The organism is Bradyrhizobium sp. 192 (assembly GCF_023100965.1).
GTDB classification, from domain to species: Bacteria; Pseudomonadota; Alphaproteobacteria; order Rhizobiales; family Xanthobacteraceae; genus Bradyrhizobium; species Bradyrhizobium symbiodeficiens.
Map to the genome: position 1 here is coordinate 3,421,121 of NZ_CP064690.1, position 24,774 is coordinate 3,445,894.

23 protein-coding genes and 1 pseudogene are annotated in these 24,774 nt (G+C 64.2%); 21 read left to right on the forward strand and 3 right to left on the reverse strand.

Translation table 11 applies throughout. From position 1 onward, the window contains the following. Positions 1-6: 6 nt before the first annotated feature. Both IVB24_RS15545 and IVB24_RS15550 read right to left on the reverse strand, forming a co-directional pair. Positions 7-987, reverse strand: a complete 981-nt coding sequence (locus IVB24_RS15545; protein WP_094975346.1) for an ABC transporter permease — start codon at positions 985-987, stop codon at positions 7-9. Positions 988-1,078: 91 nt separating this feature from the next. After that, positions 1,079-2,674, reverse strand: coding sequence for an ABC transporter substrate-binding protein (locus IVB24_RS15550; RefSeq protein ID WP_166466516.1), 1,596 nt, complete (start codon positions 2,672-2,674; stop codon positions 1,079-1,081). Positions 2,675-3,048: 374 nt separating this feature from the next. On the opposite strand from IVB24_RS15550, the gene IVB24_RS15555 reads away from it, so the two are divergent. From IVB24_RS15555 to IVB24_RS15580, 6 genes are all read left to right on the forward strand, one after another. Then, complete coding sequence (locus IVB24_RS15555) at positions 3,049-3,306, forward strand: DUF6489 family protein (protein WP_094975344.1); 258 nt, start codon at positions 3,049-3,051, stop codon at positions 3,304-3,306. Next, positions 3,306-4,106: an alpha/beta hydrolase gene (locus IVB24_RS15560; RefSeq protein WP_140477823.1), complete on the forward strand. Its 801-nt coding sequence runs from the start codon at positions 3,306-3,308 to the stop codon at positions 4,104-4,106. Before IVB24_RS15555 ends, IVB24_RS15560 begins: the two co-directional genes overlap by 1 nt. 46 nt (positions 4,107-4,152) lie before the next feature. Further along, positions 4,153-5,703: a wax ester/triacylglycerol synthase family O-acyltransferase gene (locus IVB24_RS15565; protein WP_247773568.1), complete on the forward strand. Its 1,551-nt coding sequence runs from the start codon at positions 4,153-4,155 to the stop codon at positions 5,701-5,703. A gap of 10 nt (positions 5,704-5,713) precedes the next feature. Then, positions 5,714-6,709 (forward strand): alpha/beta hydrolase, encoded by a 996-nt coding sequence (locus IVB24_RS15570; protein WP_094975341.1) that lies wholly within the window; start codon positions 5,714-5,716, stop codon positions 6,707-6,709. Between the two features lie 34 nt (positions 6,710-6,743). After that, entirely contained in the window at positions 6,744-9,980 is a 3,237-nt protein-coding gene (locus IVB24_RS15575) for a cytochrome P450 (RefSeq protein ID WP_247773569.1), read from the forward strand. A gap of 118 nt (positions 9,981-10,098) precedes the next feature. Continuing rightward, a complete protein-coding gene (locus IVB24_RS15580; RefSeq protein WP_140477827.1) occupies positions 10,099-10,773 on the forward strand; it encodes a spermidine synthase in 675 nt (224 codons plus the stop codon). Here the strand turns inward: IVB24_RS15580 and IVB24_RS15585 are convergent. Beyond that, positions 10,770-11,684, reverse strand: coding sequence for an alpha/beta hydrolase (locus IVB24_RS15585; protein ID WP_247773570.1), 915 nt, complete (start codon positions 11,682-11,684; stop codon positions 10,770-10,772). The genes IVB24_RS15580 and IVB24_RS15585 overlap by 4 nt on opposite strands. Positions 11,685-11,847: 163 nt before the next feature. On the opposite strand from IVB24_RS15585, the pseudogene IVB24_RS15590 reads away from it, so the two are divergent. From IVB24_RS15590 to IVB24_RS15660, 15 genes and pseudogenes are all read left to right on the forward strand, one after another. Continuing rightward, positions 11,848-12,224, forward strand: a pseudogene (locus IVB24_RS15590) (hypothetical protein). After that, on the forward strand, positions 12,221-13,303 hold the full coding sequence (locus IVB24_RS15595) for an alpha/beta fold hydrolase (RefSeq protein WP_247773571.1): 1,083 nt from the start codon (positions 12,221-12,223) through the stop codon (positions 13,301-13,303). The pseudogene IVB24_RS15590 and the gene IVB24_RS15595 overlap by 4 nt, the downstream one beginning before the upstream one ends. Next, on the forward strand, positions 13,300-13,893 hold the full coding sequence (locus IVB24_RS15600) for a GNAT family N-acetyltransferase (protein WP_247773572.1): 594 nt from the start codon (positions 13,300-13,302) through the stop codon (positions 13,891-13,893). Before IVB24_RS15595 ends, IVB24_RS15600 begins: the two co-directional genes overlap by 4 nt. 187 nt (positions 13,894-14,080) lie before the next feature. Continuing rightward, positions 14,081-14,536 carry a phasin gene (locus IVB24_RS15605; protein WP_247773573.1) on the forward strand — a complete coding sequence of 152 codons (456 nt, stop codon included), beginning with the start codon at positions 14,081-14,083 and terminating at the stop codon, positions 14,534-14,536. Positions 14,537-14,759: 223 nt separating this feature from the next. Continuing rightward, the gene (locus IVB24_RS15610) at positions 14,760-16,043 is read left to right on the forward strand and encodes a DUF445 domain-containing protein (protein ID WP_247773574.1); all 1,284 of its coding nucleotides are present in this window, start codon (positions 14,760-14,762) and stop codon (positions 16,041-16,043) included. A 189-nt stretch (positions 16,044-16,232) separates the two neighbouring features. Continuing rightward, positions 16,233-17,003 carry an alpha/beta hydrolase gene (locus IVB24_RS15615; RefSeq protein ID WP_247773575.1) on the forward strand — a complete coding sequence of 257 codons (771 nt, stop codon included), beginning with the start codon at positions 16,233-16,235 and terminating at the stop codon, positions 17,001-17,003. A gap of 198 nt (positions 17,004-17,201) precedes the next feature. Further along, positions 17,202-18,068, forward strand: a complete 867-nt coding sequence (paaX, locus tag IVB24_RS15620) for a phenylacetic acid degradation operon negative regulatory protein PaaX (RefSeq protein WP_247773576.1) — start codon at positions 17,202-17,204, stop codon at positions 18,066-18,068. A gap of 76 nt (positions 18,069-18,144) precedes the next feature. Continuing rightward, the gene (gene paaA / locus IVB24_RS15625; protein ID WP_140477833.1) at positions 18,145-19,137 is read left to right on the forward strand and encodes a 1,2-phenylacetyl-CoA epoxidase subunit PaaA; all 993 of its coding nucleotides are present in this window, start codon (positions 18,145-18,147) and stop codon (positions 19,135-19,137) included. Between the two features lie 9 nt (positions 19,138-19,146). Then, complete coding sequence (gene paaB / locus IVB24_RS15630; protein WP_015687593.1) at positions 19,147-19,434, forward strand: 1,2-phenylacetyl-CoA epoxidase subunit PaaB; 288 nt, start codon at positions 19,147-19,149, stop codon at positions 19,432-19,434. After that, complete coding sequence (gene paaC, locus IVB24_RS15635; RefSeq protein ID WP_247773578.1) at positions 19,434-20,210, forward strand: 1,2-phenylacetyl-CoA epoxidase subunit PaaC; 777 nt, start codon at positions 19,434-19,436, stop codon at positions 20,208-20,210. The genes paaB and paaC overlap by 1 nt, the downstream gene beginning before the upstream one ends. After that, the gene (paaD, locus tag IVB24_RS15640) at positions 20,204-20,707 is read left to right on the forward strand and encodes a 1,2-phenylacetyl-CoA epoxidase subunit PaaD (protein ID WP_247773580.1); all 504 of its coding nucleotides are present in this window, start codon (positions 20,204-20,206) and stop codon (positions 20,705-20,707) included. Before paaC ends, paaD begins: the two co-directional genes overlap by 7 nt. Before the next feature lie 2 nt (positions 20,708-20,709). Next, the gene (paaE, locus tag IVB24_RS15645; protein ID WP_247773581.1) at positions 20,710-21,792 is read left to right on the forward strand and encodes a 1,2-phenylacetyl-CoA epoxidase subunit PaaE; all 1,083 of its coding nucleotides are present in this window, start codon (positions 20,710-20,712) and stop codon (positions 21,790-21,792) included. Between the two features lie 101 nt (positions 21,793-21,893). After that, entirely contained in the window at positions 21,894-22,343 is a 450-nt protein-coding gene (gene paaI / locus IVB24_RS15650) for a hydroxyphenylacetyl-CoA thioesterase PaaI (protein ID WP_247773582.1), read from the forward strand. A 29-nt stretch (positions 22,344-22,372) separates the two neighbouring features. Then, positions 22,373-23,704 carry a phenylacetate--CoA ligase PaaK gene (gene paaK, locus IVB24_RS15655; protein ID WP_247773583.1) on the forward strand — a complete coding sequence of 444 codons (1,332 nt, stop codon included), beginning with the start codon at positions 22,373-22,375 and terminating at the stop codon, positions 23,702-23,704. A 64-nt stretch (positions 23,705-23,768) separates the two neighbouring features. Next, a complete protein-coding gene (locus IVB24_RS15660; protein ID WP_247773585.1) occupies positions 23,769-24,773 on the forward strand; it encodes a zinc-binding alcohol dehydrogenase family protein in 1,005 nt (334 codons plus the stop codon). Position 24,774 lies beyond the last annotated feature (1 nt).

The following is a 24,774-nucleotide window of genomic DNA, read 5'->3' on the forward strand; positions in this document are numbered from 1 at the left end:
AGGGCCTTATGTAGCGCGGCCGACGGTCGCGCGCAGGCGCGGATCGACCACGGTGTAGAGGATGTCGACCACCAGATTGATGGTGACGAAGATCAGCGAGACCATGAGCAGGTAGGCGGCCATGATCGGGATATCGACGTTCTGCACGGCCTGCACGAACAGGAGACCCATCCCCGGCCACTGGAACACAGTCTCGGTGATGATCGAAAATGCAATAACCGAGCCAAACTGAAGTCCGGCCACCGTGATCACGGGGATCAGCGTGTTCTTCAGCGCGTGGCCGAAATGGATGGCGCGGGTGGTCAGTCCGCGGGCGCGGGCGAAGCGGATATAGTCGGTTCGCAGCACTTCAAGCATCTCCGCGCGTACCAGCCGCATGATCAGGGTCATCTGGAACAGGCCGAGGGTGATCGAGGGCATGATCAATGCCTTCAGCCCCGACAGCGTGAGCAGGCCCGTCGTCCACCAGCCGAGCTTGACCACCTCGCCGCGGCCGAACGAGGGCAACCAGCCCAATGTCACGGCGAACAGATATATCAGCAGGATGCCGATCAGGAAGGTCGGCAGCGAGATGCCTACAAGCGAAACCGCCTGGAACAACTTGGCGAGCACGGTGTCGCGTCTCAGCGCCGAGTACACGCCCATCAGGATGCCGCAGACCATCGCAAATACGGTTGCGCAGATCGCAAGCTCCAGCGTTGCGGGCAGGCGCTCCATCAGCAGCGCCGAGACCGGCTGGCGAAACTGATAGGAGACGCCGAACTTGAATTGCGCGGCATCGCCGAAATAGCGGATGAACTGCACCGGCACGGGATCGTCGAGGCCGAGCGATTTGCGCACGGCTTCGCGCTCGGCCGCAGGCGTATCCAGCGAGACGATCTGGTTGATGGGGTCGCCGGCGAAACGGAACATCGAGAACGCGATGATGCCGACGGCGAACATGACGCCGATGGCCTGCACGGCACGGCGAAGTGTGAAAGCGAGCATTCCTTCCACTTCCTTAGCGGAGCGTCCGGTCGACGTCGTAAGGAAAGGTCCCGGAAGCCTGATGCCGCCGGGACCCTGTGTTCAAACGACGTTAGTCCTTCTTGGTGGCCCCTTGGAACATGACGAGGTTGTCGGCACGCTGCGGCAGGTTCACCTTCTTGGAAACACCCCACGCCAGAGCCTGCTGGTGCAGCGGGATGTACGCCCAGTCCTTGATGCTGATCTCATAGGCCTGCTTGATCAGCTGATTGCGCTTGGCGGTGTCGGTTTCGACCAGAACCTTGTCGGTGATCGCGTCGAAATCCTTGTTGCAGTAACCGCCGAGATTGGCCTCGCCGCGCGAGGATTTCGGATCGGTGCGGCAGCCCATGATGTCATAGAGCACGTTATGGGAGTCCATCGTGCTCGGCGTCCAGCCCAGCAAGTAGAACGAGGTCTGGTAGCCGCCCTGTTTCAGCACCTTGGCGAAATACTGCGCCTTGGGCTGGGCCAGCAGGTTGATCTTGACGCCGATGCGGGCAAGCATGCCGACCACGGCCTGGCAGATCGCGGCATCGTTGACGTAGCGATCGTTCGGACAGTCCATGGTGACCTCGAAGCCGTCGGGGTAACCGGCCTCGGCCAGGAGCTTCTTGGCGCCATCAGGATCGAATTTCGGCCGCGTGAAGTCCTTTGAGAGCGCGAACAACTCCGGGGCGATCATCAGCGCCGACGGCGTCGACAGCCCGCGCATCACGCGCGTCTTGATCAGCTCGATGTCGATCCCCTTGTAGAAGGCTTCGCGGACGCGGGCGTCCTTGAACGGGTTCTTGCCCTTGATGTTGGAATAGAGCAGTTCGTCGCGGGTCTGGTCGAAGCCGATGAAGATGGTGCGCAGTTCCGGCCCCTTCAGCACCTGGGCGTTCGGGCTCGCATCGACGCGAGCGATATCCTGGATCGGCACCGGCTCGATGACGTCGACCTCGCCCGAGAGCAGCGCGGCGACACGGGTGGCATCCGAAGCAATCGGGGTGAAGATGATCTCCTTCAGATTGCCTTCCATCTTGCCCCAGTAATTGGGGTTGGCCTTGAACACGGTCTTCACGCCGGGCTGGTGGCTCTCGATGATGAAGGGCCCCGTGCCGTTCTCGTGCAGCGCCGCGTAGCTCGGCGATGTCGCGGACACCGGAGTCGGCTCGACGGCGTTGTTCGCCTCGGCCCACTTCTTGTCCATGATGTACCAGACGTCCCATGACGAATGCAGGATGGGATTGGGCGAGGGCAGGACGAAATCGACGGTGTAGTCGTCGACCTTGACGACCTTGACGCCTGGCGCGAGGCGGGTCTGCATGTTGGAGTTCTTGTTGCGGACACGGTCGGCGGAGAACACGACGTCGTCGGCGGTGAAGGGATCACCATTGTGGAATTTGACCCCCTTGCGCAGATGGAAGCGCCAGCGGGTCGGCTCCGGCGTCTCCCAGCTTTCCGCCAGAGCCGGGATGATCTTGAGATCCTTGTCGCGCGCGGTCAGGCCCTGATAGACGTGACCGAGATGGGCGTGGGTTGTGGACTCGTTCAGCGAGTATGGGTCAAGCGACTTCAGGTCACCCTGGTTGGCATAGCGCAGCGTCTGGCTCGACGCCGGGGAGACCGTCAACGCAAGCATACCGGCGAGCGTCGCCGCAAACAGACTTCGACTAACTGACATTCTTGACCCTCTCCACACCGCCGTGCCGGTGATTTTTGATTGTTCGGCCGGCTGATCAATCCATGTTGCCCAGAGTTCTCGGCCCGTGCAAGCGCCATTCCAGCAAGGAACGCGCCAAGTTGCACCGCTGTGCAGCAATGCTGACCAGCAGTTTGAGGGTGAAAGCTTCGTGGGCGATATTCGACTTTCGACCTGTAAATTCGCCGGATCGGTGTGGCAACGCCTCCGCCGCGGGGGGCTTCGCCAAGCGGTTTGATTGACCATAACCTCGATTGCAGAAGCCGGCGCCCTGCCGTCCGCCTCAGGTCGCTTGCGTTGCACGCCTTGTCGCGGCGATACTCCGCCAGGCTACTCGAATCTCATCTGGAGGGGACATGAAAGTTAATATCGAAATCGACTGCACCCCCCTCGAGGCCCGCCAGTTCTTCGGACTGCCCGACGTGATGCCGATGCAGACCGCCGTGATGGACAAGCTGCAGCAGCAGATGATGTCCAATATCGACAAGGTCTCGCCGGAATCGCTGATCCAGAGCTGGTTCACCTTCGATCCCAAGATCGCCGAGCGGTTTCAGGACATGTTCGTGACGATGGCGGGCCTTGGCGGCACGCGCAGCAGCGACAAGAAGAAATAATGCCGTCCGGGCCGGACGGGCGGCAGGCACCGGGCGGGCTTCGTCCGCCGGGCCTCGCCCTGTTGCTTGCAGAAGCGCGCGGCCTGTTCGAATTCAATGCGAGCCTGCTGCTGTCGCCGGTCCTGATGCGCGCGCCCAGGGGCGACGGTCATCCGGTGCTGGCGCTGCCGGGATTCCTGGCCAGTGATCTCTCGATGGCGCCGATGCGGCGCTACCTCGGTGAGCTCGGCCATGAGGCACATGCCTGGCGGATGGGCCGCAATCTCGGCGGTCTCGGCCGGATGCGGGAGTCGCTGCGGGCGCGTCTGGCCGAAATCCATGCTGCGAGCGGACGCAAGGTCAGCCTGGTGGGATGGAGCCTTGGCGGCGTCTATGCCCGCGATCTCGCGCTCCAGGCGCCCGACATGGTCCGCTATGTCATCACGCTCGGCAGCCCGTTTGCCAATGACGTGCGGGCGACCAACGCCACGCGGCTCTACGAGGCGTTGTCCGGCGAACGGGTCGAGGATTTCGCCGAACTGCGCGAGGCGATCGCCGGCGATCTGCCGGTGCCGGCGACGTCGATCTATTCGCGTGCCGACGGTGTCGTGAACTGGCGGACCTGCTTGCTGCGTCCGTCAGACCGCGCCGAGAACATCGAAATTCACCTGGCGAGCCATCTCGGGCTCGGCGTTAACCCCGCGGCGCTGTGGGCCGTAGCCGACCGCCTGGCGCAACCGGAAGGGGAATTCTCGCCATTTGACCGGGCCGGGCCGTTTGCCATTGCATATGCCCCGCCGGAACAGGCAATATCGGCCTGACGAGAAGCGCCGGCCAAGGCGCCCGTCAGATTTGCGGGAGGGAACTATGGCTGACGGTAAGAAGCTGTCGTCGCTGGACGCGTCGTTTCTCTATCTGGAAACGCCGGAGATGCCGATGCATGTCGGGAGCATGGCGATCTTTCGCCTGCCCGACGACTACAAGGGCGACTTCTTCGAAGACTTCAAGGCGATGATCGTCTCGCGCCTGCACATCGCGCCGATCCTCAAAGCACGCCTGGAGAAGGCGCCGCTCGACATCGATCACCCCTCCTGGGTCGAAGACGACCAGTTCGACATCGACCGTCACATCTTCCGCGCCAGCCTGCCTCAGCCGCGCGACCGCGCCATGTTGGAGCGCATCGTCGGCTGGATGCACGCCAAGCTGCTGAACCGCGCGCGCCCCCTCTGGGAATTCTACGTGTTCGAGGGCATGAAGGACAACGAGGTCGGGCTCTATTCCAAGATGCACCATGCCGCCATCGACGGCGGCGCCGGTGCGGCGCTCACCAACATGATCTACGACATCTCGCCGATCCCGCGGAAGGTCGAGCCGCCGGCGGCAGGCACCAAGTCCGGACAGGAGCCGCGCGACATCGCCGCCAACCTGCTCGATTCCTATCAGCAGCTCTTTACCCAGCCGCTCGATGCTTCGGCGGCCGCGAAGAACCTGCAACTGCCGCGCACCGGCAAGAGCGACATCGGCTCGATCCTGTTCGACAATGCGATGTACCAAATCGAGAGCGCGGTGCGCTTCGCCGGCAACATCCCGACCGTGCTCAAGAGCGTGTCCGACGTCCTCGGCAAGGTCGCCGATCCCAAATCGCGCGAGAGTCTCGCCAGCATGGTGTCGCCGCCGACCATGCTCAACAAGACCATCTCCTCGGAGCGGAGCTTCGCCGGCGTGTCGATTCCGCTGTCGCGGGCGAAGGCGCTGGCCAAGCAGGCCGGCGGCAAGCTCAACGACGTCGTGCTGGCGCTCGCCTCCGGCGTGGTCCGGCGCTACCTTCAGCAATATAGCACGTTGCCGGCGAAATCGCTGACGGCGGCGGTGCCGATCTCGCTGCGCGAGGAGGGTAACACCGAGGCCAACAACCAGGTGTTCGGCATGATCTGCGCGATCGCGACCAACATCGAAGATCCCAAGGCGCGGCTTGAGGCCATCATCGCACAGTCGACCAAGTCCAAGGAGATGTCGCATCCCCTGCGTGCGCTGATGCCTCAGGTCTCCAACATCTCGATGCTGGGCGCGCCGATGATGGTGCAGATCCTGGCGCTGCTCTACAGCCGCTCGAACCTGTCGGACGTGCTGCCGCCGGCAGCCAACATCACCGTGTCCAACGTGCCGGGACCGCGCCAGACGCTTTATGCGGCCGGCGCGGAGCTATTGCACATCTTCCCGGTGTCGATCTCGACGCACGGGCAGGCGCTCAACATCACCGTGCAGAGCTACCGCGACCAGCTCGATTTCGGCTTCATCGTCGGCGCCAACATCATTCCCCATGTGCAGGTGATGTGCGACATGCTGCCGGAAGAGTTTGCCGCGCTGGAGGCGGCCTACGCGCCGCCGGTGGCGGATATCAAGGGCGCTGCCGAATAGGAATGTCTCAATGATCGAAATGCCGCCGCTCAAGTTCGCGACGACGAACGGAATCCGCATGGGCTATTACGAGGCGGGCCCTGTCACCGACAAGCCGCCGGTCGTGCTGTGTCACGGCTGGCCCGAGCTCGCCTTCTCCTGGCGCCACCAGATCAAGGCGCTGAGCGAGGCCGGCATTCGCGTGATCGCGCCGGACCAGCGCGGCTATGGCGCAACCGACCGGCCCGAGGCGGTCGAAGATTACGACATGGAGCATCTCACCGGCGATCTGGTCGGGCTGCTCGATCATCTCGGGATCGACAAGGCGATCTTCGTCGGCCACGACTGGGGCGGCTTCGTGGTCTGGCAGATGCCGCTGCGGCACCCCTCGCGCGTCGCCGGTGTCGTCGGCGTCAACACCCCGCATTGGGACCGCGCGCCGATCGACCCCATTGCGCTGTTCCGCCAGCGCTTCGGCGACCAGATGTACATCGTCCAGTTCCAGGATCCCGCGCGCGAGCCGGACAGGATCTTCGGCAGCCGCGTCGAGCAGACATTCGACGCCTTCATGCGCAAGCCGATGCCGCGGCCGGCGGCGAAGCCGGACGAGCCGCCGATTGCAGGCGTCGGCGCTTCGTCCAAGACCAATCTCGCCTTCCCTCAGATGATCGCGGCCTATGACGCCAAGGCCGATCCGCGCACGCCGATCCTGTCGGCCGACGAGAAGAAGGTGTTCGTCGACACGTTTACGAAGACGGGCTTCACCGGCGGCATCAACTGGTATCGCAACTTCACCCGCAACTGGGAACGCGCGAACGGGCTGGATCATCACATCCATGTGCCGTCGTTGATGATCATGGCCGAGAACGATGCGGTGCTGCCGCCGTCGGCGGCCGACGGCATGGAGAAGCTGATCGGCGATCTCGAAAAGTATCTGGTGAAGGATAGCGGCCATTGGACGCAGCAGGAGAAGCCGGAAGAGGTCAGCGCCAAGCTGATCGAATGGCGTAGAAGGCGGTTTGGCTAGCGTTGACGGCCAGCGCAGGGGGAAGCGTAGTTAAATGTCATCCAAGAACCGTCTGGACCCGATCCCGCATCCACCGACCAAGCCGGTGGTCGGAAACATGCTGTCGCTGGACTCGGCCGCCCCCGTGCAGCATTTGACGCGGCTCGCCAAGGAGTTCGGTCCGATCTTCTGGCTCGACATGATGGGTTCGCCGATCGTCGTCGTCTCCGGACACGATCTGGTCGACGAGCTCTCCGACGAGAAGCGCTTCGACAAGACGGTGCGCGGCGCGCTGCGGCGGGTGCGCGCGGTCGGCGGCGACGGCCTGTTCACGGCCGATACCCGCGAGCCGAACTGGAGCAAGGCGCACAACATCCTGCTGCAGCCGTTCGGCAACCGCGCCATGCAGTCCTATCACCCGAGCATGGTCGATATCGCCGAGCAGCTCGTCCAGAAATGGGAGCGGCTCAACGCCGACGACGAGATCGACGTCGTTCATGACATGACCGCGCTGACCCTGGACACGATCGGCCTGTGCGGTTTCGACTACCGCTTCAACTCCTTCTACCGGAGCGACTATCACCCCTACGTCGAGTCGCTGGTGCGCTCGCTCGAAACCATCATGATGACGCGCGGTCTCCCGTTCGAGCAGATCTGGATGCAGAAGCGGCGCAAGACCCTCGTTGAAGACGTCGCTTTCATGAACAAGATGGTCGACGAGATCATCGCCGAGCGGCGCAAGAGCGCAGAGGCGATCGACGACAAGAAGGACATGCTGGCGGCGATGATGACCGGCGTCGACCGCTCGACCGGCGAACAGCTCGACGACGTCAACATCCGCTACCAGATCAACACCTTCCTGATCGCGGGCCACGAGACCACCAGCGGGCTGTTGTCCTACACGCTCTATGCGCTGCTCAAGCATCCGGAGATCCTCAAGAAGGCCTATGACGAGGTCGATCGCGTTTTCGGCCCCGACGTCAACGCCAAGCCGACCTACCAGCAGGTGACGCAGCTCACCTACATCACGCAGATCCTGAAAGAGGCGCTGCGGCTATGGCCGCCGGCGCCGGCCTATGGCATCTCGCCGCTGAACGACGAGACGCTCGGTGGCGGCAAGTACAAGCTCCGGAAGGGAACCTTCACCACCATCCTGGTGACGGCGCTGCATCGCGATCCCAGCGTCTGGGGGCCGAATCCGGATGCATTCGATCCCGAGAATTTCAGCCGCGAGGCGGAAGCCAAGCGGCCGGTCAATGCCTGGAAGCCGTTCGGCAACGGCCAGCGCGCCTGCATCGGCCGTGGCTTTGCCATGCACGAGGCGGCACTGGCGCTCGGCATGATCCTGCAGCGCTTCAAGCTGATCGACCATCAGCGCTATCAGATGCATTTGAAGGAAACGCTGACGATGAAGCCGGAAGGCTTCAAGATCAAGGTCCGTCCGCGCGCCGATCGCGAGCGCGGAGCTTATGGCGGGCCGATTGCGGCACCCAGCTCAGCGCCGAAGGCGCCGCGCCAGCCGACGGCGCGGCCCGGCCACAACACGCCGATGCTGGTGCTGTACGGCTCCAATCTCGGCACGGCGGAAGAACTCGCGACGCGCATGGCCGATCTCGCCGAGATCAACGGCTTTGCCGTGCATCTCGGGCCGCTCGACGATTATGTCGGCAAGCTGCCGCAGGAGGGCGGCGTGCTGATCATCTGCGCGTCCTACAACGGCGCGCCGCCCGACAACGCGACGCAGTTCGTCAAATGGCTCGGCAGCGACTTGCCGAAGGACGCCTTTGCCGGCGTGCGCTATGCCGTATTCGGCTGCGGCAACAGCGACTGGGCTGCGACCTATCAATCGGTGCCGCGCCTGATCGACGAGCAATTGTCGGCGCATGGCGCACGCGCGGTCTATCCGCGCGGCGAGGGCGACGCGCGCAGCGATCTCGACGGCCAGTTCCAGAAATGGTTCCCGGCGGCCGCGCAGGTCGCGACCAAGGAATTTGGTATCGACTGGAATTTCACCCGTACCGCCGAGGACGACCCGCTCTATGCGATCGAGCCGGTGGCGGCGACCGCCGTCAACACCATCGTGGCCCAAGGCGGTGCCGTCGCGATGAAGGTGCTCGCCAACGACGAGCTCCAGAACAAGGCAGGGTCCAATCCGTCGGAGCGTTCGACGCGCCATATCGAGGTGCAGCTGCCGTCCAACGTCAGCTACCGGGTCGGTGATCATTTAAGCGTCGTCCCCCGCAACGATCCGACGCTGGTGGATTCAGTCGCCCGCCGCTTCGGCTTCCTGCCGGCCGACCAGATCAGGCTGCAGGTTGCCGAGGGCCGCCGCGCACAGCTGCCGGTGGGAGATGCCGTGTCAGTCGGCCGCCTGCTCAGCGAGTTCGTCGAACTGCAGCAGGTTGCGACGCGCAAGCAGATCCAGATCATGGCCGAGCACACCCGCTGTCCCGTCACCAAGCCGAAGCTGCTGGCCTTCGTCGGCGAGGAGGCTGAGCCGCTCGAGCGTTACCGCGCCGAGATCCTGGCCAGGCGCAAATCGGTGTTCGACCTGTTGCTCGAACATCCCGCCTGCGAATTGCCGTTCCATGTCTATCTGGAAATGCTCTCGCTGCTGGCGCCGCGCTATTACTCGATCTCGTCCTCGCCGTCGGTCGACCCGGCGCGATGCAGCGTCACGGTCGGCGTGGTCGAAAGTCCGGCCGCCTCGGGGCGCGGCACCTACAAGGGCATCTGCTCGAACTATCTCGCCAATCGGCGTGCGGGCGATGCGATCTACGCCACCGTGCGCGAGACCAAGGCCGGCTTCCGCCTGCCCGACGATCCCTCGGTGCCGATCATCATGATCGGCCCGGGCACCGGCCTTGCGCCGTTCCGCGGCTTCCTCCAGGAGCGCGCCGCGCGCAAGGCGAAGGGCGCCACCCTCGGACCCGCGATTCTGTTCTTCGGTTGCCGCCATCCCGATCAGGATTTCCTCTATGCGGACGAACTGAAGGCGCTGGCGGCGGGGGGCATCACCGAGCTGTTCACGGCTTTCTCGCGCGCGGACGGTCCGAAGACCTATGTGCAGCACGTGCTTGCCGCGCAGAAGGACAAGGTCTGGCCGCTGATCGAGCAGGGCGCAATCGTCTATGTCTGCGGCGACGGCGGCAGGATGGAGCCTGACGTGAAGGCGGCACTGGTCGCGATCCATCGCGAGAAGAGCGGCGGCGATGCGGCAGCCAGTGCGCGCTGGATCGAGGAGATGGGCACAACGAACCGCTATGTGCTGGACGTCTGGGCGGGCGGATAGGCGAAGATGACCCTCGTAGCCCGGATGAGCAAACGACATCCGGGATCTCGCGGCACGAGCGGTCCCGGGTATCGCGTCGCTCACCCGGGCTACGAAGTATTCATGCTAAACGTCTTCCATGATTCCCTGGAAAAAAATCGACACCGCCAAAATCCCCGGCTCCGACGAAGAGCTTCGCTTGATGCAGCGGGGCAAGGAGTTCTCCATCAAGCTCGGCACCAACGAGCTGATGAACAACCGGCTGTCGGGCTCGGAGGCTGCACTCGCAACGCTCGCGGCGAAGCAGATCGAGAAGGTCGCAAAGCCCATGGTCCTGATCGGCGGCCTCGGTATGGGCTTTACGCTGCGTGCAGCGCTGACCGTGCTCGGGCCCAAGGCGAAGATCGTGGTCTCGGAGCTCGTGCCCGCAGTGGTCGCCTGGGCGCGAGGCCCGATGGCTGAGGTCTTCGGCGATAGCCTTGATGATGCCAGGGTCAGCATCCGCGAGATCGATGTCGGCGAAGTCATCCGTGCCAAGAGTTCGGCCTTCGACGCCATTCTCCTCGACGTTGACAACGGGCCGGAGGGGCTGACCCGGAAGGGCAATGATGCGCTCTACAGCGCGAGCGGGCTGGGCGCGGCGAAGATGGCGTTACGGCCGGGCGGGGTGCTCGCCGTCTGGTCGTCGGGACCCAATCCCGCCTTCAACAAGCGCCTCAAGCGCGCCGGCTTTGATGTCAATGAAGTCGCGGTCCGCGCCACCGGCAGAGGCGGTGGCGCGCGACACGTGATCTGGATGGCGAAGAAGAGCTAGGCCGCCTGCGCCGCCGCGCCATGCGCGTGCTTGTCGATGGCGTCGATGATCTGCGGCCAGAAGCGCATCGGCAGCGCGTGGCCCATGCCGTCGATCATCAGCAGTTTTGCGTTCGGAATTGACGCCGCCGTGTCCTTGCCGCCCTCCGGCCGCACCAGCGGATCGACGGTGCCGTGAATGACGAGTGTCGGCGTCTGCACGGCATGCAGCCGCTCCTTGCGGCTGCCAGAGGCGAGCACGGCGCGGAGCTGGCGGCCGACGCCGGCCGGATTGAGCCCGCGCGCGAACACGCGCTCGGCGCGTTCAGGGTCGAGCGCTTCCTCCTCCGGGAAATGTCCGGCGCGCAACACCTTCCAGGTCTGGCCGTAGCGGACGATGAACTCCTCCTTGCTGCGCGGTGGCGGCGCCATCAGCATTGCGGCGGCCTCGCGCGTCGGCGGCGGCACGCGCGGATTGCCTGTCGTCGACATGATCGATGTCAGTGAGCGGACACGGTGGGGAAACGACAACGTGACCTCCTGCGCGATCATGCCTCCCATCGACGCCCCGACCAGATGCGCCGATCTGATGCTGAGCGCATCCATCAGCCCGACCGTGTCTTTCGCCATGTCGATCAGCTTGTACGTTGCGGCGACGGGAATCCTGAGGAAGCGCAGCTTCAGCAGCTCGAGCGGCGTCAACCGCTTGCCGCCCGTCAGATGGCTCGACTTGCCGATGTCGCGATTGTCGAAGCGGATCACGCGGAAGCCGCGTGCGGCAAGCTGCTCGCAGAACGCATCGTCCCAATGGATCATCTGCGCCCCGAGCCCCATGACCAGCAGCAATGGTTCCGCATTGTCGTTGCCGAAAATCTCGTAGCAGATGTCGATGCCGTTGGCGCGAACGGTCTGAGGCGGCTGATGGGCGTTCACGGCGGCGTTCCCTTTCCCTTTTGACCAATGCTGTATCGCACGCTTTTCTCTCGCGATGAAGCCGCGCGCGCCGGGGCACCTTGCCGGTTGACCGGCATCTCGCGACGGTGTGGTATGGCGAACAAAGAAGGGCATCGCAGCTCTCGATCACAGGAGGACGCCGATGACCGACAAGACCCATGACCCAGTCGCCATGTGGCAGAAGATGGTGGGCGAGATGGAGAAGGGGTTCAACTCCTTTGCAAATCAGGCCATGGCGTCACCCGAGTTTTCGCAAGCCGTGAACCGGGCCGGCGGCGTTGCTGCAGGTGCTCAGAAGCAGCTCGGCGAGCTCATGGAGAAGTATCTGGTCACGATGAACTTGCCGAGCCGGGAACAGGTCACGGGTCTTGCGGAACGGCTGCAGTCGGTCGAAGCCCAGATCGGCGAGATCAAGTGCTCAGCCGGATGGCGGCGGGTTCCGGGAGCCCGCAAGGCGTGGACGCTGCCCCGCGGCCGCCGCGGACGAAGCGCCCGCCCTCCGAACGAGAGCAGACGTGAACGCGCCGGCGGGACTCGATTTCGCATCCATCCCGGAGCGCATCCAGAGCGAGGTCCAGCGCGCGATTCAGCGCAGCATCAAGGGCGTTGAATATTTCTCGACCTCGGGCCCGTCGCTGGGTTCGACGCCGAAGGATGTGCTGCATTCACGCGGCACCATGAATCTCTATCACTATCGGCCGATGTCGGACGAGATCTATCGCGTGCCGGTGCTGATCGTGATGGCCACCACCAACCGCGGCTACATCCTCGACCTCGTGCCCGGGCAGAGCTTCATCGAGTTCCTGCTCAAGCGCGGTTACGACGTCTACATGCTCGACTGGAGCGCGCCGCGGCCGGAGGAGAAGAGCCTGCGGATGGAGGACTATGTCCTCGACTTCATCCCGGATTGCGTCCGTCGCGTGCAAGCCGATTCCGGCGAGCAGGACGTCTCCGTGATCGGCTATTGCTTCGGCGGCGTGCTGTCGCTGCTCTATGGCTCGATCCACAAGGACGGGCCGATGAAGAATTTGATCTGCTTCACCACGCCGATCGACTTCCGCGAGATGAAGCTGTTCTCGAATTTCTCCGACCGTCGCTATTTCGACGTCGACCGCCTCGTCGACAGTGTCGGCAACGTGCCGCCGGAGATGATCCTGTCCTCGTTCGAGATGCTGCGACCGGCCTCGCGCACCGTCAGCCAGATTCAGCTCTGGGAGAACATCTGGAACGACGAGTTCGTCAAATCCTACCGCATGTTCGACCGTTGGGCGACCGACACGCTGCCGTTGGCCGGCGAGTATTTTCGCACCATCACCAAAGACCTGATGTGGGACAACAAGCTGTTCAACGACACCATGTCGGTCGGCGGCCGTGCGGCGAAGCTCGAAGACATCAAGGTGCCGTTCCTGCACGCGGTCGCCGAGCACGATCACATCGTGCCGTATGAGGCCGCCAAGCACCTGATCGCGAAGATTGGATCTGCGGATAAGGAAGAGGTGATGCTGAAGGGCGGTCACGTCTCGCTCGTCGCCGGCGCCAACGCCGTGAAGCGGCTGTGGCCGAAACTGGATTCCTGGCTGGGAAGGAGATCGACATGAGCGAGCAGCGTTCCTATCCGCGTCACGTCAGGACCGACGCTGGCGATATCGAGATTCGCCTGATGTCGTCCGCGGATGAAGCCGCGGTGCTCGCCTTCGGCAAGGGCCTGCCGACCCACGATTTGTTGTTTCTTCCGCGCAATATCAGCGAGCCGAAGGTGCTGTCGGCCTGGGTCAAGGAGATCGAGCGGGGCGCGATCACGAGCCTGCTTGCGGTCAGGGACGGCAAGGTCGTCGGCTGCGGCACGCTGGTGCGCGATCCGCACTCGTGGTCGCCCCATGTCGGCGAGATCCGCATGGTGGTCTCGCTCGACGTTCGCGGGAAGGGGGTGGGGCGGGCGCTGTCGCAGGAGACCTTCGCGCTCGCGCTCGGCGCGGGCCTGGAGAAACTCTCGGTCCAGATGACGGTCGACCAGCAGGCCGCGATCGCCGTTTTCGAGAGCCTCGGTTTCAAGGCAGAGGCGTTGCTGCGGGACCACGTCCGGGACGTCGACGGCAAGACCCACGACATCGTCGTGCTCGGCCACAACATCGCGCAGGTCCAGGCCCAGATGGAGGCTTATGGCCTGCCGGGCGCCGTCCAGCACTAGGTCGGACGGACTAGGCCGGTCAGAGAGGCGCCAGATTGCCTCCGATTGAGGCTTTTCACGAAATCGTGATATTGCACTGCAATATGAATGTTGCATCGCACCATTAACTATGCCATATAGGAAGTGCCCCGGGCCAATGAGGACGGGGTGAGCCCATAGCTCAAAGCAATGAGGATGGAGAAACCCCATGACCACTGAAACCAACACCGCTTTCGAGGGCTTCAAGGACGCTTTCAAGAACATCCAGAACCTGGAAGTTCCCGAGGCTGCCCGCGAGTTCGTCAAGAAGTCCGCCAACACCGCCAAGGACCGTGCTGCCGAGGTGTTCGCTGGCTCCGAGCGCGTGACCGCCGCCGTCGAGAACGCTGTGACCGAATCCGTCACTGAGGCCGGCAAGATCAGCCGCAACATCCAGCAGGCGATCTATGACGACGCCCAGGCGTTCTTCGCCGGCATCGACAAGCTCGCGTCCGCCAAGTCGTTCAGCGAGGCTGTCGAGATCCAGTCGAGCCTGCTCCGCTCCCGCGGTGAAGTGTTCGTCTCGCGCGCCAAGGCGACCGCCGACTATGTCGGTCAGCTCGCGGCCAACGGTGCCAAGTCCGCTCAGGACAACTTCGCCAAGGTCTACAACAAGACCGCTTGATAAGGCACTTGAGCACAAACTGAATTTGAGGCCCGCTTCGGCGGGCCTTTGTTTTTGCGCTTCTCGTTTCCCGGATGCGGTGCAGCGCGCCGCACTTGCGGCGTGGTGCACCGCTGATCCGGGATCCATGCTGCCTCGGACGCTGGGTCCCGGTTCTGCGGCGCATCGCTTCGCGCTGCACCGCGCCCGGGACACGCGGAGATCTACGCGCTAAGTATTCACAATGACACCACGCACTTTCTCCTTCGACACCCCCGGCGATGCCGAACGCGCGGCCGAACTGCGCCGCGTCAAGGCGCTGGCGACGCTGGTGCTGGCTTCGACGCTTGCCCTGTTCGTCGCCGCGAAGTTGCTGCTTCCCGTGCACCCCGTGTTCGGCTTCATCGCGGCCTTCGCGGAAGCGGCAACCATCGGCGGCCTCGCCGACTGGTATGCCGTGGTCGCACTGTTCAAGCGGCCGCTCGGCCTGCCGATCCCGCATACCGCGATCATCCAGAGCAACCAGGCCCGCATCGCCGACAAGCTCGGCGAGTTCATCCAGGTGCATTTCCTCTCGGCAGATCCCGTCGAGGCCAAGCTGAAGGAGATCGATTTCGGCTCCTTCGTCGCCGACTGGCTGCGCGATCGCAAGCGCAGCGATGATTTGGCGCGCTTCGCGCTGCGCTTGTTGCCGGAAGCCGTCTCGGCAACGGAGAGCTCGGGCCTGATGACCTTCATCATTCGCCGCATGTCTTCGCAGCTGCAGGCGATCGACCTTGCGCCGCTTGCGGCCGGCACGCTGCGCGGCTTCGTGGCGGAGGGGCGCCACCAGATCCTCTTCGACGATCTCCTGCGCGTGATGCACGAGACGCTGAACCAGACAGAGACGATGGGGATGATCCGCGAGAAGGTGCGCGCGGAATTGCCGACCCTGCTCAGGCTTTATCGTGCCGACAAGTTTCTGGTGAACAAGATCGTGGCCTCCGCCACCGCCTTCTTCAACGAGGTGCGCAGCGATCCCAAGCATCCGTTCCGCGGCGAGTTCGATCGTATGGTGCTGAGCTTCGTCGACCGGCTCGGCACCGACCAGGCGTATATCGACCGGATCGACGGGCTGAAGCGCGATCTGCTGGCGCGGCCCGAGCTTGCCGATCTCGCCCGCACCGTCTGGGCCAACACGCGCACCTTCATTGAACGCAGCGCGAGCGGCGAGACACAGGTGCTTCAGCATCATCTCGCCGGAATGTTCGCGGCTGCCGGTGAAGCCCTCGCCGGTGATGCCGAGCTGCGCGGCGAGATCAACAAGGGGCTGGTCACGGTGCTGCGCAGCTTCGTCGCCGACCAGAAGAGCGGCGTTTCGATCTTCATCTCCGACCAGGTCAAGGCGTGGGACATGGCGCAGTTGATTTCGCTGATCGAAATCAACATCGGGCGTGACCTGCAATACATCCGCTTCAACGGCTCGCTGATCGGCGGCCTCGCCGGGCTCGCGCTCTACTCCGTAGAATTCCTGCTTCGATGGCTGTGACTTTTGCGTCACGGACGTTAGCATTAACACGCGGGCCTATTGTCGCCCCGCCACTCTCCCGCTTGAATGTCGGGAACCGGCCGCCTAGCTGATTCATGTTGCGCTGCGGAACGATCCAGAAGCCGGCGTGTTGGAAATTCATGCCCATTTTGCCGGCCTCTCGACCGGCCCTTCTCAGGGGAAACAGTGATGACCGCTTCTGCCCAGACGCTGCGTGCGCCGTCCAAAACTCTGATGTTTTTGGAAGGGCGTGCGATCCATGAGTTCGGCGCGTTCCTGGGCGCTCTACCTCTGTTGAGTCTTGCGCCGCGTGGCGACGGGCATCCGGTGCTCGTGCTGCCGGGCCTCGTGGCCTCGGACGCCTCCACGGGCGCGCTGCGCACGTTCCTGGGCAGCAAAGGCTATGCGGTGAGCGGCTGGCGCCAGGGCCGCAATTACGGCCTGCGTGACGGTGTACAGCACGCGATGGTCGATCTGGTCGAGGAGCTCAACGACACCCATGGCCGCAAGATCAGCCTGGTCGGCTGGAGCCTCGGTGGCCTCTATGCGCGTCAGCTCGCCAAGATGATGCCCGAGCGCGTCCGTCAGGTGATCACGCTCGGCAGTCCTTTTGCGGGCAATCCCCGTTCGACCAATGCCTGGCGCGTCTATGAATGGGCGAGCGGGCAGAAGTCCGACGAGGTCGATCCCGAGTTCGGCGGCGAGCTTGCCGCTCCGCCGCCGGTACCGACCACGGCCATCTTCAGCCGCACCGACGGCGTCTGCGCCTGGCAGGGCTGCATGGAGAAGAAGGGCGCGCAGACGGAGAGCATCGAGGTCGAGAGCAGCCATTGCGGCATGGGGCACCATCCGGCCGTGGTCTATGCGGTCGCCGACCGCCTTGCGCAGAAGGAAGGCCAGTGGCGCCCCTTCGACCGCAGCGGCTGGCGTGGCCTGGCGTATCCCGATCCGCATCGGTGAACGGGCCTGCATGGTTCGAGGCGCGCGGCGTTGCCGCGCTCCTCACCATGAGGGTTGGGGGCCGTTGACGCCGCATGAAAGCCAGACCTCATCCCGAGGAGGCGCGAAGCGCCGTCTCGAAGGATCGAGCCCGGCTCTCGCTTCCGTTGTCGCACCCGTCCATTGTCGTGCCCGCATCAAACGCGCTATGCCTCGCGCATGGCGCATCCGCTCTCCCGCATCATTGACCAGCTCAAGCGCGAGCCGTCGCGCACCGGCTCCATCGTCATCACCGTGTTCGGCGACGCCATCGTGCCGCGCGGCGGTTCGGTGTGGCTCGGTACGCTGCTGGAATTCTTCGAAAGTCTGGACATCGATGCCGGCGTGGTGCGCACCGCGATGTCGCGCCTTGCCGCCGACGGCTGGCTCACCCGCGAAAAGGTCGGCCGCAACAGCTTCTATCGCCTGGCCGACAAGGGGCGCCAGACGTTTGAGGCTGCGACCCGGCACATCTACGATCCGCCACCATCCGATTGGACCGGGCGCTTCGAGCTGCTGCTGATCGGCAGCGGGGAGGATCGTGACGCTTCGCGCGAAGGGCTCCGTAATGCCGGTTTCGGCAGTCCGCTGCCGGGCGTGTGGGTCGCGCCGTCGGGCGTGCCGGTGCCGGATGAAGCCGCAGGCGCGATCCGCCTCGAAGTCTCGGCAGAGGACGACAGCGGCCGTCGTCTGCTCAGTGCGAGCTGGCCGCTGGATCGCACCGCGGATGCCTATCTGAAATTCATGAAGACGTTCGAGCCGCTACGTGCCGCACTTGCGCGTGGCTCGGAGCTGTCCGAGGCCGACGCCTTCACCGCACGCATCCTCTTGATCCACCACTACCGCCGCGTCGTGCTGCGCGATCCGCTGTTGCCCGAAAGCCTGCTGCCGACGAACTGGCCGGGCAGGGCCGCACGGGAGCTGTGCGGCGAAGTCTATCGCGCGCTGCTTCCTTCCTCCGAACAATGGCTTGATGGACATGGAACCAACGAGAAGGGGCCATTGCCACCGGCCCGAAAGCTGCTGGAAAGGAGGTTCGGAGGCTGATTTTTATGTTACAGAAATATCTTGCATGACTTAGTTCTTGTTATATATTGTCTCCCAATAAACGGGAGGACCGCGCATGTATACCCAGGCGCTGAACACGGCCGAGACCGATGATCGCGGTCTTGAGGACGCGGCCAAGGCTGCGCAATTCCAGGCCCGGATCGATGCCGAGGAACGCATCGAGCCAAACGACTGGATGCCGGCGGCCTATCGCAAGACGCTCACCCGCCAAATCTCCCAGCACGCCCATTCCGAGATCGTCGGTATGCTACCGGAGGGCAACTGGGTCACCCGTGCGCCGACCCTGCGCCGCAAGGCCGCGCTGCTCGCCAAGGTGCAGGACGAGTGCGGCCACGGGCTCTATCTCTATGCCGCCGCCGAGACGCTCGGCTCCTCGCGCGAAGAGCTGGTCGACGCCATGCTCGCGGGCAAAGCCAAATATTCCTCGATCTTCAACTACCCGACGCTGACCTGGGCCGACATCGGCACCATCGGCTGGCTGGTCGACGGCGCCGCGATCATGAACCAGATCCCGCTGTGCCGCTGCTCCTACGGCCCCTATGCCCGCGCGATGATCCGGGTCTGCAAGGAGGAATCGTTCCACCAGCGTCAGGGCTACGAGATCATGCTGACGCTGTGCCGCGGCTCGGACGAGCAGAAGGCGATGGCGCAGGATGCGCTGAACCGATGGTGGTGGCCGGTGCTGATGATGTTCGGCCCGCCCGACGCCACGAGCCAGCACAGCGACACCTCGACGAAGTGGAAGATCAAGCGCTTCTCCAATGACGAACTGCGCCAGAAGTTCGTCGATGCCACCGTGCCGCAGGCGCACTATCTCGGCCTCACCATTCCCGATCCCGGTATGACGCAGGATGCCGAGGGGCATTGGCGCTACAGCGAGATCGACTGGACCGAGTTCAAGCAGGTGCTCGCCGGTAACGGCCCCTGCAATCGCGACCGCATGGCCGCGCGCCGCAAGGCGCACGACGAGGGCGCATGGGTACGCGAAGCCGCCGCCGCCTTTGCGGTGAAGCGCGCGCAGCGCCAGACCGCACAAGCCGCGGAATAGGAGATCAATATGGCCACGCCGAACACGCCGCTGTGGGAAGTCTTCATTCGCAGCCGCAACGGGCTCGCGCACAAGCATGTGGGATCCCTGCATGCGAGTGACGCCACCATGGCCCTGCAGGCCGCCCGCGACATCTACACCCGCCGCGGCGAGGGCCTGTCGATCTGGGTCGTGCCGTCGAGCGCGATCACCGCCAGCGATCCTGCTGAGAAGGGCATGATGTTCGAGCCGGCGGAATCGAAGATTTACCGGCATCCGACCTTCTACGAGGTGCCCGAGGAAGTGGGGCATATGTGATGGCGACCGCCAACATCCAGGTCTCCGAAACGCCGCTGGTGCTCTACGCGCTGCGCCGTGCCGACGATGCGTTGATCCTCGGCCACCGGCTGTCGGAATGGTGCGGGCATGCGCCGATGCTGGAAGAGGACATGGCCCTCTCCAATATCGCGCTCGACCTGATCGGCCAGGCACGCGAGCTCTATACCTATGCGAGCAAGGTCGAGGGGAGGGACAACGACGAGGACAAGCTCGCTTATCTGCGCGACGTCAGGCAATACCGCAATTTGCTGCTGGTGGAGCAGCCTAACGGCGATTTTGCCCAGACGCTGGTGCGGCAGTTCTTCTTTTCGGCTTTCGCGGATCTCTACTGGCGCGCGATGATGGATTCGCGCGATACGACGCTCGCGGCCATTGCCGCCAAGTCGGAGAAGGAGAGCGCCTATCATGTGCGCCACGCTTCTGAGTGGCTCATCCGGCTCGGCGACGGTACCGATGAGAGTCATGCCCGCGCGCAAACCGCGGTCGATCACCTCTGGGCCTTCACCGGCGAGATGTTTGCCGTCGATGACGGCGAGCGCGCCCTGATCCACGCAGGCATCGCGATCGATCCCGGCACCTTGCGCGGTCGCTGGTTGCAGACGCTTTCCAATGTCGCCAGCGAAGCCACACTGGTCTTGCCGCAGAACGACTGGATGCAGCAAGGCGGCCGCGCGGGCCGGCACAGCGAACATCTCGGCCATCTCCTGTCCGAGCTGCAATCGATGCAGCGCACTTTCCCGGGGCTGACATGGTGAGCGTGCTCGACCGCGACAGCGAGCTGCGCCGGCGCGCCTGGAACGCCGCGGCGAGCGTGGTCGATCCCGAAATTCCGGTGCTGACCATCGCCGACCTCGGCGTGCTCCGCGAGGTTGCGCTCGACGGCGATCATGTCGATGTCGCGATCACGCCGACCTATTCCGGCTGCCCGGCGATGAACGTGATCGCGCTGGAAATCGAGGTCGCGCTGGAGCGCGCCGGATTCCGTGGCTCAAAGGTCCGCACGGTGCTGTCGCCGGCCTGGACCACCGACTGGATGAGCGAGGAAGGCCGCCAGAAGCTGCGCGCCTACGGCATCGCGGCGCCGCAGGCCTCGAGCTCGCGCCGGGCGTTGTTCGGCGAACAAGCCGTTTCGTGTCCGCAATGTGGCTCCGAGAACACCGAGCTGCTGTCCGAATTCGGATCGACCTCCTGCAAGGCGCTGTGGCGCTGCAAGTCCTGCCGCGAACCCTTCGATTACTTCAAGTGTCATTGACCATGTCCGCAGCCGCACCGCGCTTTCATCGTCTGGCCGTCAGCGACCTTCGCCGCGAGGCGGCCGACGCCGTCTCGATGACCTTCGCCATCCCGGGCGAACTCGCTCGCGATTACGCCTTCACGCCCGGCCAGTACCTCACGCTCCGCACCACGCTGGACGGTGAGGAGGTGCGCCGCTCCTATTCGATCTGTTCCGGCCCCGACGACGGCGAGATCCGCATCGCGGTGAAGAAGGTCGATGGCGGTGCGTTTTCGAACTGGGCCGCCGATGAACTCAAATGCGGCGACGAACTCGACGTGATGACGCCGACCGGCCGCTTCGGCGCGGTCGCGCCGGCCGATACGGGGCGGATCCATGTCGGCTTTGCCGCCGGCTCCGGCATCACGCCGATCCTGTCGATCGTCAAGGGCATCCTCGCACGCGAGCCGGACAACCGCTTCTTCCTATTCTACGGCAACCGATCGAGCGACAACATCATGTTCCTCGAGCCGCTCGAAGAGCTGAAGGATCGCTTCATCGACCGCCTCTCGATCTTTCACGTCATCTCCGGCGAAGAGCAGGACATCCCGATCCTGCATGGCCGGCTCGACGGCGACAAGGTGAGGGTGCTGCTGCGCTCGCTGGTGCCGGCGGCAAGCGTCGATCACGTCTTCATCTGCGGTCCGTCCGGCATGAGCGAGGACATCGAGGCGACCTGCCGCGAGCTCGGCGTCGCGGAAGACCGCATCCATGTCGAGCGCTTCGTCTCCGAATTCGGCGGCAAGCCGCGGCCGAAAAAGGCGGTTGCGCCCGACGCGCCGCCGAAGGCGATCGCCTCGCTGATCATCGACGGCAAGCGTCGCGACGTTCCGGTGGCGGAGGACGAGGCGATCCTCGATGCCGCGTTGCGCGCCGGCGTCGATCTGCCCTTCGCCTGCAAGGGCGGCATGTGCTCGACCTGCCGCGCCAAGCTGGTCGAAGGCGAGGCGCCGATGGACATCAATTATTCGCTGGAGCCGTGGGAACTGAAGGCCGGGTTCATCCTGACTTGCCAGGCCAAGCCGTCGTCGGAGCGGGTCGTCGTCGATTACGACCACGTCTGAGCAGGCGTATCAGGTCCCGCCAATGCAAATGCGTCGCATTATTTGACAGTTTCGGCCAACCAGCAGAACATCATGGGCAAACATCTCGCCGGGAGGAGCGCGTGAACGTCAAAGCTGCTCTGTCGCCTGAGGATATTGCCCGCGCCTGCGCTGAGGCGATGTGGGCGGAGGACGATGCCTCCAAGGGGCTCGGCATGGAGATCGTCGAGATTGGCCCCGGCTTCGCAACGCTCGCGATGAATGTGCGGCCGGACATGGTCAATGGCCAGCGCATCGCCCATGGCGGCTTCATCTTCACGCTCGCCGATTCCGCCTTTGCCTTTGCCTGCAACTCGCACAATGAACGCGTCGTTGCCGCGCAAGGCCAGATCACCTTCATCAAGCCGGGTAAACTCGGGGATCGCCTTGTTGCGAAGGCACGCGAGGTCACGCGCGGCGGCCGCTCCGGCATCTATGACGTGCATGTTACCGCAGGCGAGACCATCATCGCAGAATTCCGCGGGCACTCGCGTGTCATTCCCGGCACATGGCTGCCGGAGCAGGACAAATAAAAAGAACGAAACAACGTGGGGAAGCAAGGATGGCTCTGACGAGGCTTAAGGAAGGCGGCAGCGCCTATAGCGCCGAGATGGACGCGCATGAGCGCGCCTCGCGAGACGAGATCATGGCGCTGCAGAAGCAGCGGCTGGCCTGGTCGCTGAAGCACGCCTATGACAACGTCGCGCATTATCGCAAGGCGTTCGACGAGGCCAGCGTGCATCCGTCAGATTTTCGCGAGCTCTCCGATCTCGCGAAATTCCCGTTCACGGTGAAAACGGATTTGCGCGATAATTACCCCTTCAATATGTTCGCCGTGCCACGCGAAAAGCTGGTGCGCGTGCATGCGTCCTCCGGCACGACCGGCAAGCCGATCGTGGTGGGCTACACGCAAGGTGATATCGATACCTGGTCGGACGTGATGGCGCGCTCGATCCGCGCCGCCGGCGGCCGCACCGGCATGATCATCCACAATGCTTACGGCTACGGCCTCTTCACCGGCGGGCTCGGCGTGCATTACGGCGCCGAAAAACTCGGCTGCACCGTGGTGCCGATCTCCGGCGGCATGACCGAGCGGCAGGTGCAGCTCATCAACGATTTCCGGCCCGACATCATCACGGTGACGCCGAGCTACATGCTGGCGATCCTCGACGAGTTCAAGCGGCAGAAGCTCGACCCGCGCCAATGCTCGCTCAAGGTCGGCATCTTCGGCGCCGAGCCCTGGACCAATGCGATGCGCGGGGAGATCGAGGAGGCCTTCGATATGGACGCGACCGACATCTACGGTCTCTCCGAAGTGATCGGCCCCGGCGTCGCCCAGGAATGCATCGAGACCAAGGACGGCCTGCACATCTGGGAGGACCATTTCTACCCCGAGGTCATCGACCCTGAAACGGGCGCGGTGCTGCCCGACGGCGAGAAGGGCGAGCTGGTCTTCACCTCGCTCACCAAGGAAGCCTTTCCCGTGATCCGCTATCGCACCCGCGACCTGACGCGACTGCTGCCGGGTACGGCGCGGCCGGGCATGCGTCGCATGGAGAAGGTGACCGGGCGCTCCGACGACATGATCATCCTGCGAGGTGTCAACCTGTTCCCGACCCAGATCGAGGAGGTGCTGCTCGCGACCGACTGGTGCGGCGGCCACTTCATCCTGGAACTGACCCGTGAAGGCCGTATGGACGAGCTCACCATCATCGCGGAAGCGCGATCCGAGAGCTGGGACGGGCGCGGTCTGCTCGACCATGCCGACCGGATATCGACCCACATCAAGAACACCATCGGCATCAGCTCCAGGGTGGAGGTGGTCGCGCCCGCCACGCTGGAACGCTCGCTCGGCAAGGCCAAACGCCTCTACGACAAGCGGCCCAAGGACTGATTCGACCGATTGACTTGATCGGCCCCAAAGGCGACAAGGCCCGCGAGAAATCGCGGGTCTTTTCATGTCGCCAGCCGATACCAAAACCGTCGAAGCGCGCTGCGTGCGCCTCAATGCCAAGGCCGAGAACGCTGCCGCGGTCGTGCCGGTGGTCGAGCGTCATACGCTGACGCGCGGTCCGAACGATGTCCTGATCGAGGTGAAGGCCGCCGCCGTCAACCCCTCGGATGTCAAGGCGGCGACCGGGTTGATGCCCTACGCCGTATTCCCGCGCACACCGGGCCGCGACTACGCCGGCGTGGTGATCGAGGGGCCGGCTGGCACCGTCGGCCGCGAGGTGTTCGGCTCCTCCGGCGATCTCGGCATCCGCCGTGACGGCACCCATGCAACCCATCTCATCGTCGAAGCCGACGCGGTGGTGGAGAAGCCGAAGACGGTGTCGTGGGAGGAGGCCGCCGGCATCGGCGTGCCCTTTGTCACCGCGATGGAAGGCTTTCGTCGCGCCGGCGTGCCGAAGAACGGTGAGACCGTCCTGGTGTTCGGCGTCAACGGCAAGGTGGGCCAGGCCGCGGTGCAGATCGCGACCTGGCAGGGCGCCCGCGTCATCGGCGTGGTGCGCAAGGCAGAGGCCTACGAAGGCCACACCAATGCCCCCATCGAGGTGATCGACGCGTCCGCGACCGACGTCGCGACGCGCGTACGCGAATTGACCGGTGGCAAGGGCGCCGACATCGTCTTCAACACGGTCGGCGATCCCTATTTCCAGGCCGCGCACAAATCGCTCGCCTTGCGCGGCCGCCAGATCCTGATCGCCGCGATCGACCGCATCGTGCAGTTCAACATTCTCGAATTCTACCGCGGCCAGCACACCTATGTCGGCATCGATACGCTCGGCCTGTCGTCGGCCGCGACAGGCGCGGTGCTGCGCGATCTCAGCCCGGGCTTTGCGAGCGGGCAGTTGAAGCCGTTCCCGATCAAGGCGCATGCCGTCTATCCGCTGGAGCGCGCCAAGGAGGCGTATGTCGCGGTCGCCGGTTCCTCGCGTGACCGCGTGGTCCTGAAGCCGTAGT

What these genes read in the sequence shown, in the direction of transcription:
- IVB24_RS15545 (WP_094975346.1), bottom strand. Translation starts at nt 987, where the DNA reads ATGCTCGCTTTCACACTTCGCCGTGCCGTGCAGGCCATCGGCGTCATG.
- IVB24_RS15550 (WP_166466516.1), bottom strand. Translation starts at nt 2,674, where the DNA reads ATGTCAGTTAGTCGAAGTCTGTTTGCGGCGACGCTCGCCGGTATGCTT.
- IVB24_RS15555 (WP_094975344.1), top strand. Translation starts at nt 3,049, where the DNA reads ATGAAAGTTAATATCGAAATCGACTGCACCCCCCTCGAGGCCCGCCAG.
- IVB24_RS15560 (WP_140477823.1), top strand. Translation starts at nt 3,306, where the DNA reads ATGCCGTCCGGGCCGGACGGGCGGCAGGCACCGGGCGGGCTTCGTCCG.
- IVB24_RS15565 (WP_247773568.1), top strand. Translation starts at nt 4,153, where the DNA reads ATGGCTGACGGTAAGAAGCTGTCGTCGCTGGACGCGTCGTTTCTCTAT.
- IVB24_RS15570 (WP_094975341.1), top strand. Translation starts at nt 5,714, where the DNA reads ATGATCGAAATGCCGCCGCTCAAGTTCGCGACGACGAACGGAATCCGC.
- IVB24_RS15575 (WP_247773569.1), top strand. Translation starts at nt 6,744, where the DNA reads ATGTCATCCAAGAACCGTCTGGACCCGATCCCGCATCCACCGACCAAG.
- IVB24_RS15580 (WP_140477827.1), top strand. Translation starts at nt 10,099, where the DNA reads ATGATTCCCTGGAAAAAAATCGACACCGCCAAAATCCCCGGCTCCGAC.
- IVB24_RS15600 (WP_247773572.1), top strand. Translation starts at nt 13,300, where the DNA reads ATGAGCGAGCAGCGTTCCTATCCGCGTCACGTCAGGACCGACGCTGGC.
- IVB24_RS15605 (WP_247773573.1), top strand. Translation starts at nt 14,081, where the DNA reads ATGACCACTGAAACCAACACCGCTTTCGAGGGCTTCAAGGACGCTTTC.
- IVB24_RS15610 (WP_247773574.1), top strand. Translation starts at nt 14,760, where the DNA reads ATGACACCACGCACTTTCTCCTTCGACACCCCCGGCGATGCCGAACGC.
- IVB24_RS15615 (WP_247773575.1), top strand. Translation starts at nt 16,233, where the DNA reads ATGACCGCTTCTGCCCAGACGCTGCGTGCGCCGTCCAAAACTCTGATG.
- paaX (WP_247773576.1), top strand. Translation starts at nt 17,202, where the DNA reads ATGGCGCATCCGCTCTCCCGCATCATTGACCAGCTCAAGCGCGAGCCG.
- paaA (WP_140477833.1), top strand. Translation starts at nt 18,145, where the DNA reads ATGTATACCCAGGCGCTGAACACGGCCGAGACCGATGATCGCGGTCTT.
- paaB (WP_015687593.1), top strand. Translation starts at nt 19,147, where the DNA reads ATGGCCACGCCGAACACGCCGCTGTGGGAAGTCTTCATTCGCAGCCGC.
- paaC (WP_247773578.1), top strand. Translation starts at nt 19,434, where the DNA reads ATGGCGACCGCCAACATCCAGGTCTCCGAAACGCCGCTGGTGCTCTAC.
- paaD (WP_247773580.1), top strand. Translation starts at nt 20,204, where the DNA reads ATGGTGAGCGTGCTCGACCGCGACAGCGAGCTGCGCCGGCGCGCCTGG.
- paaE (WP_247773581.1), top strand. Translation starts at nt 20,710, where the DNA reads ATGTCCGCAGCCGCACCGCGCTTTCATCGTCTGGCCGTCAGCGACCTT.
- paaK (WP_247773583.1), top strand. Translation starts at nt 22,373, where the DNA reads ATGGCTCTGACGAGGCTTAAGGAAGGCGGCAGCGCCTATAGCGCCGAG.
- IVB24_RS15660 (WP_247773585.1), top strand. Translation starts at nt 23,769, where the DNA reads ATGTCGCCAGCCGATACCAAAACCGTCGAAGCGCGCTGCGTGCGCCTC.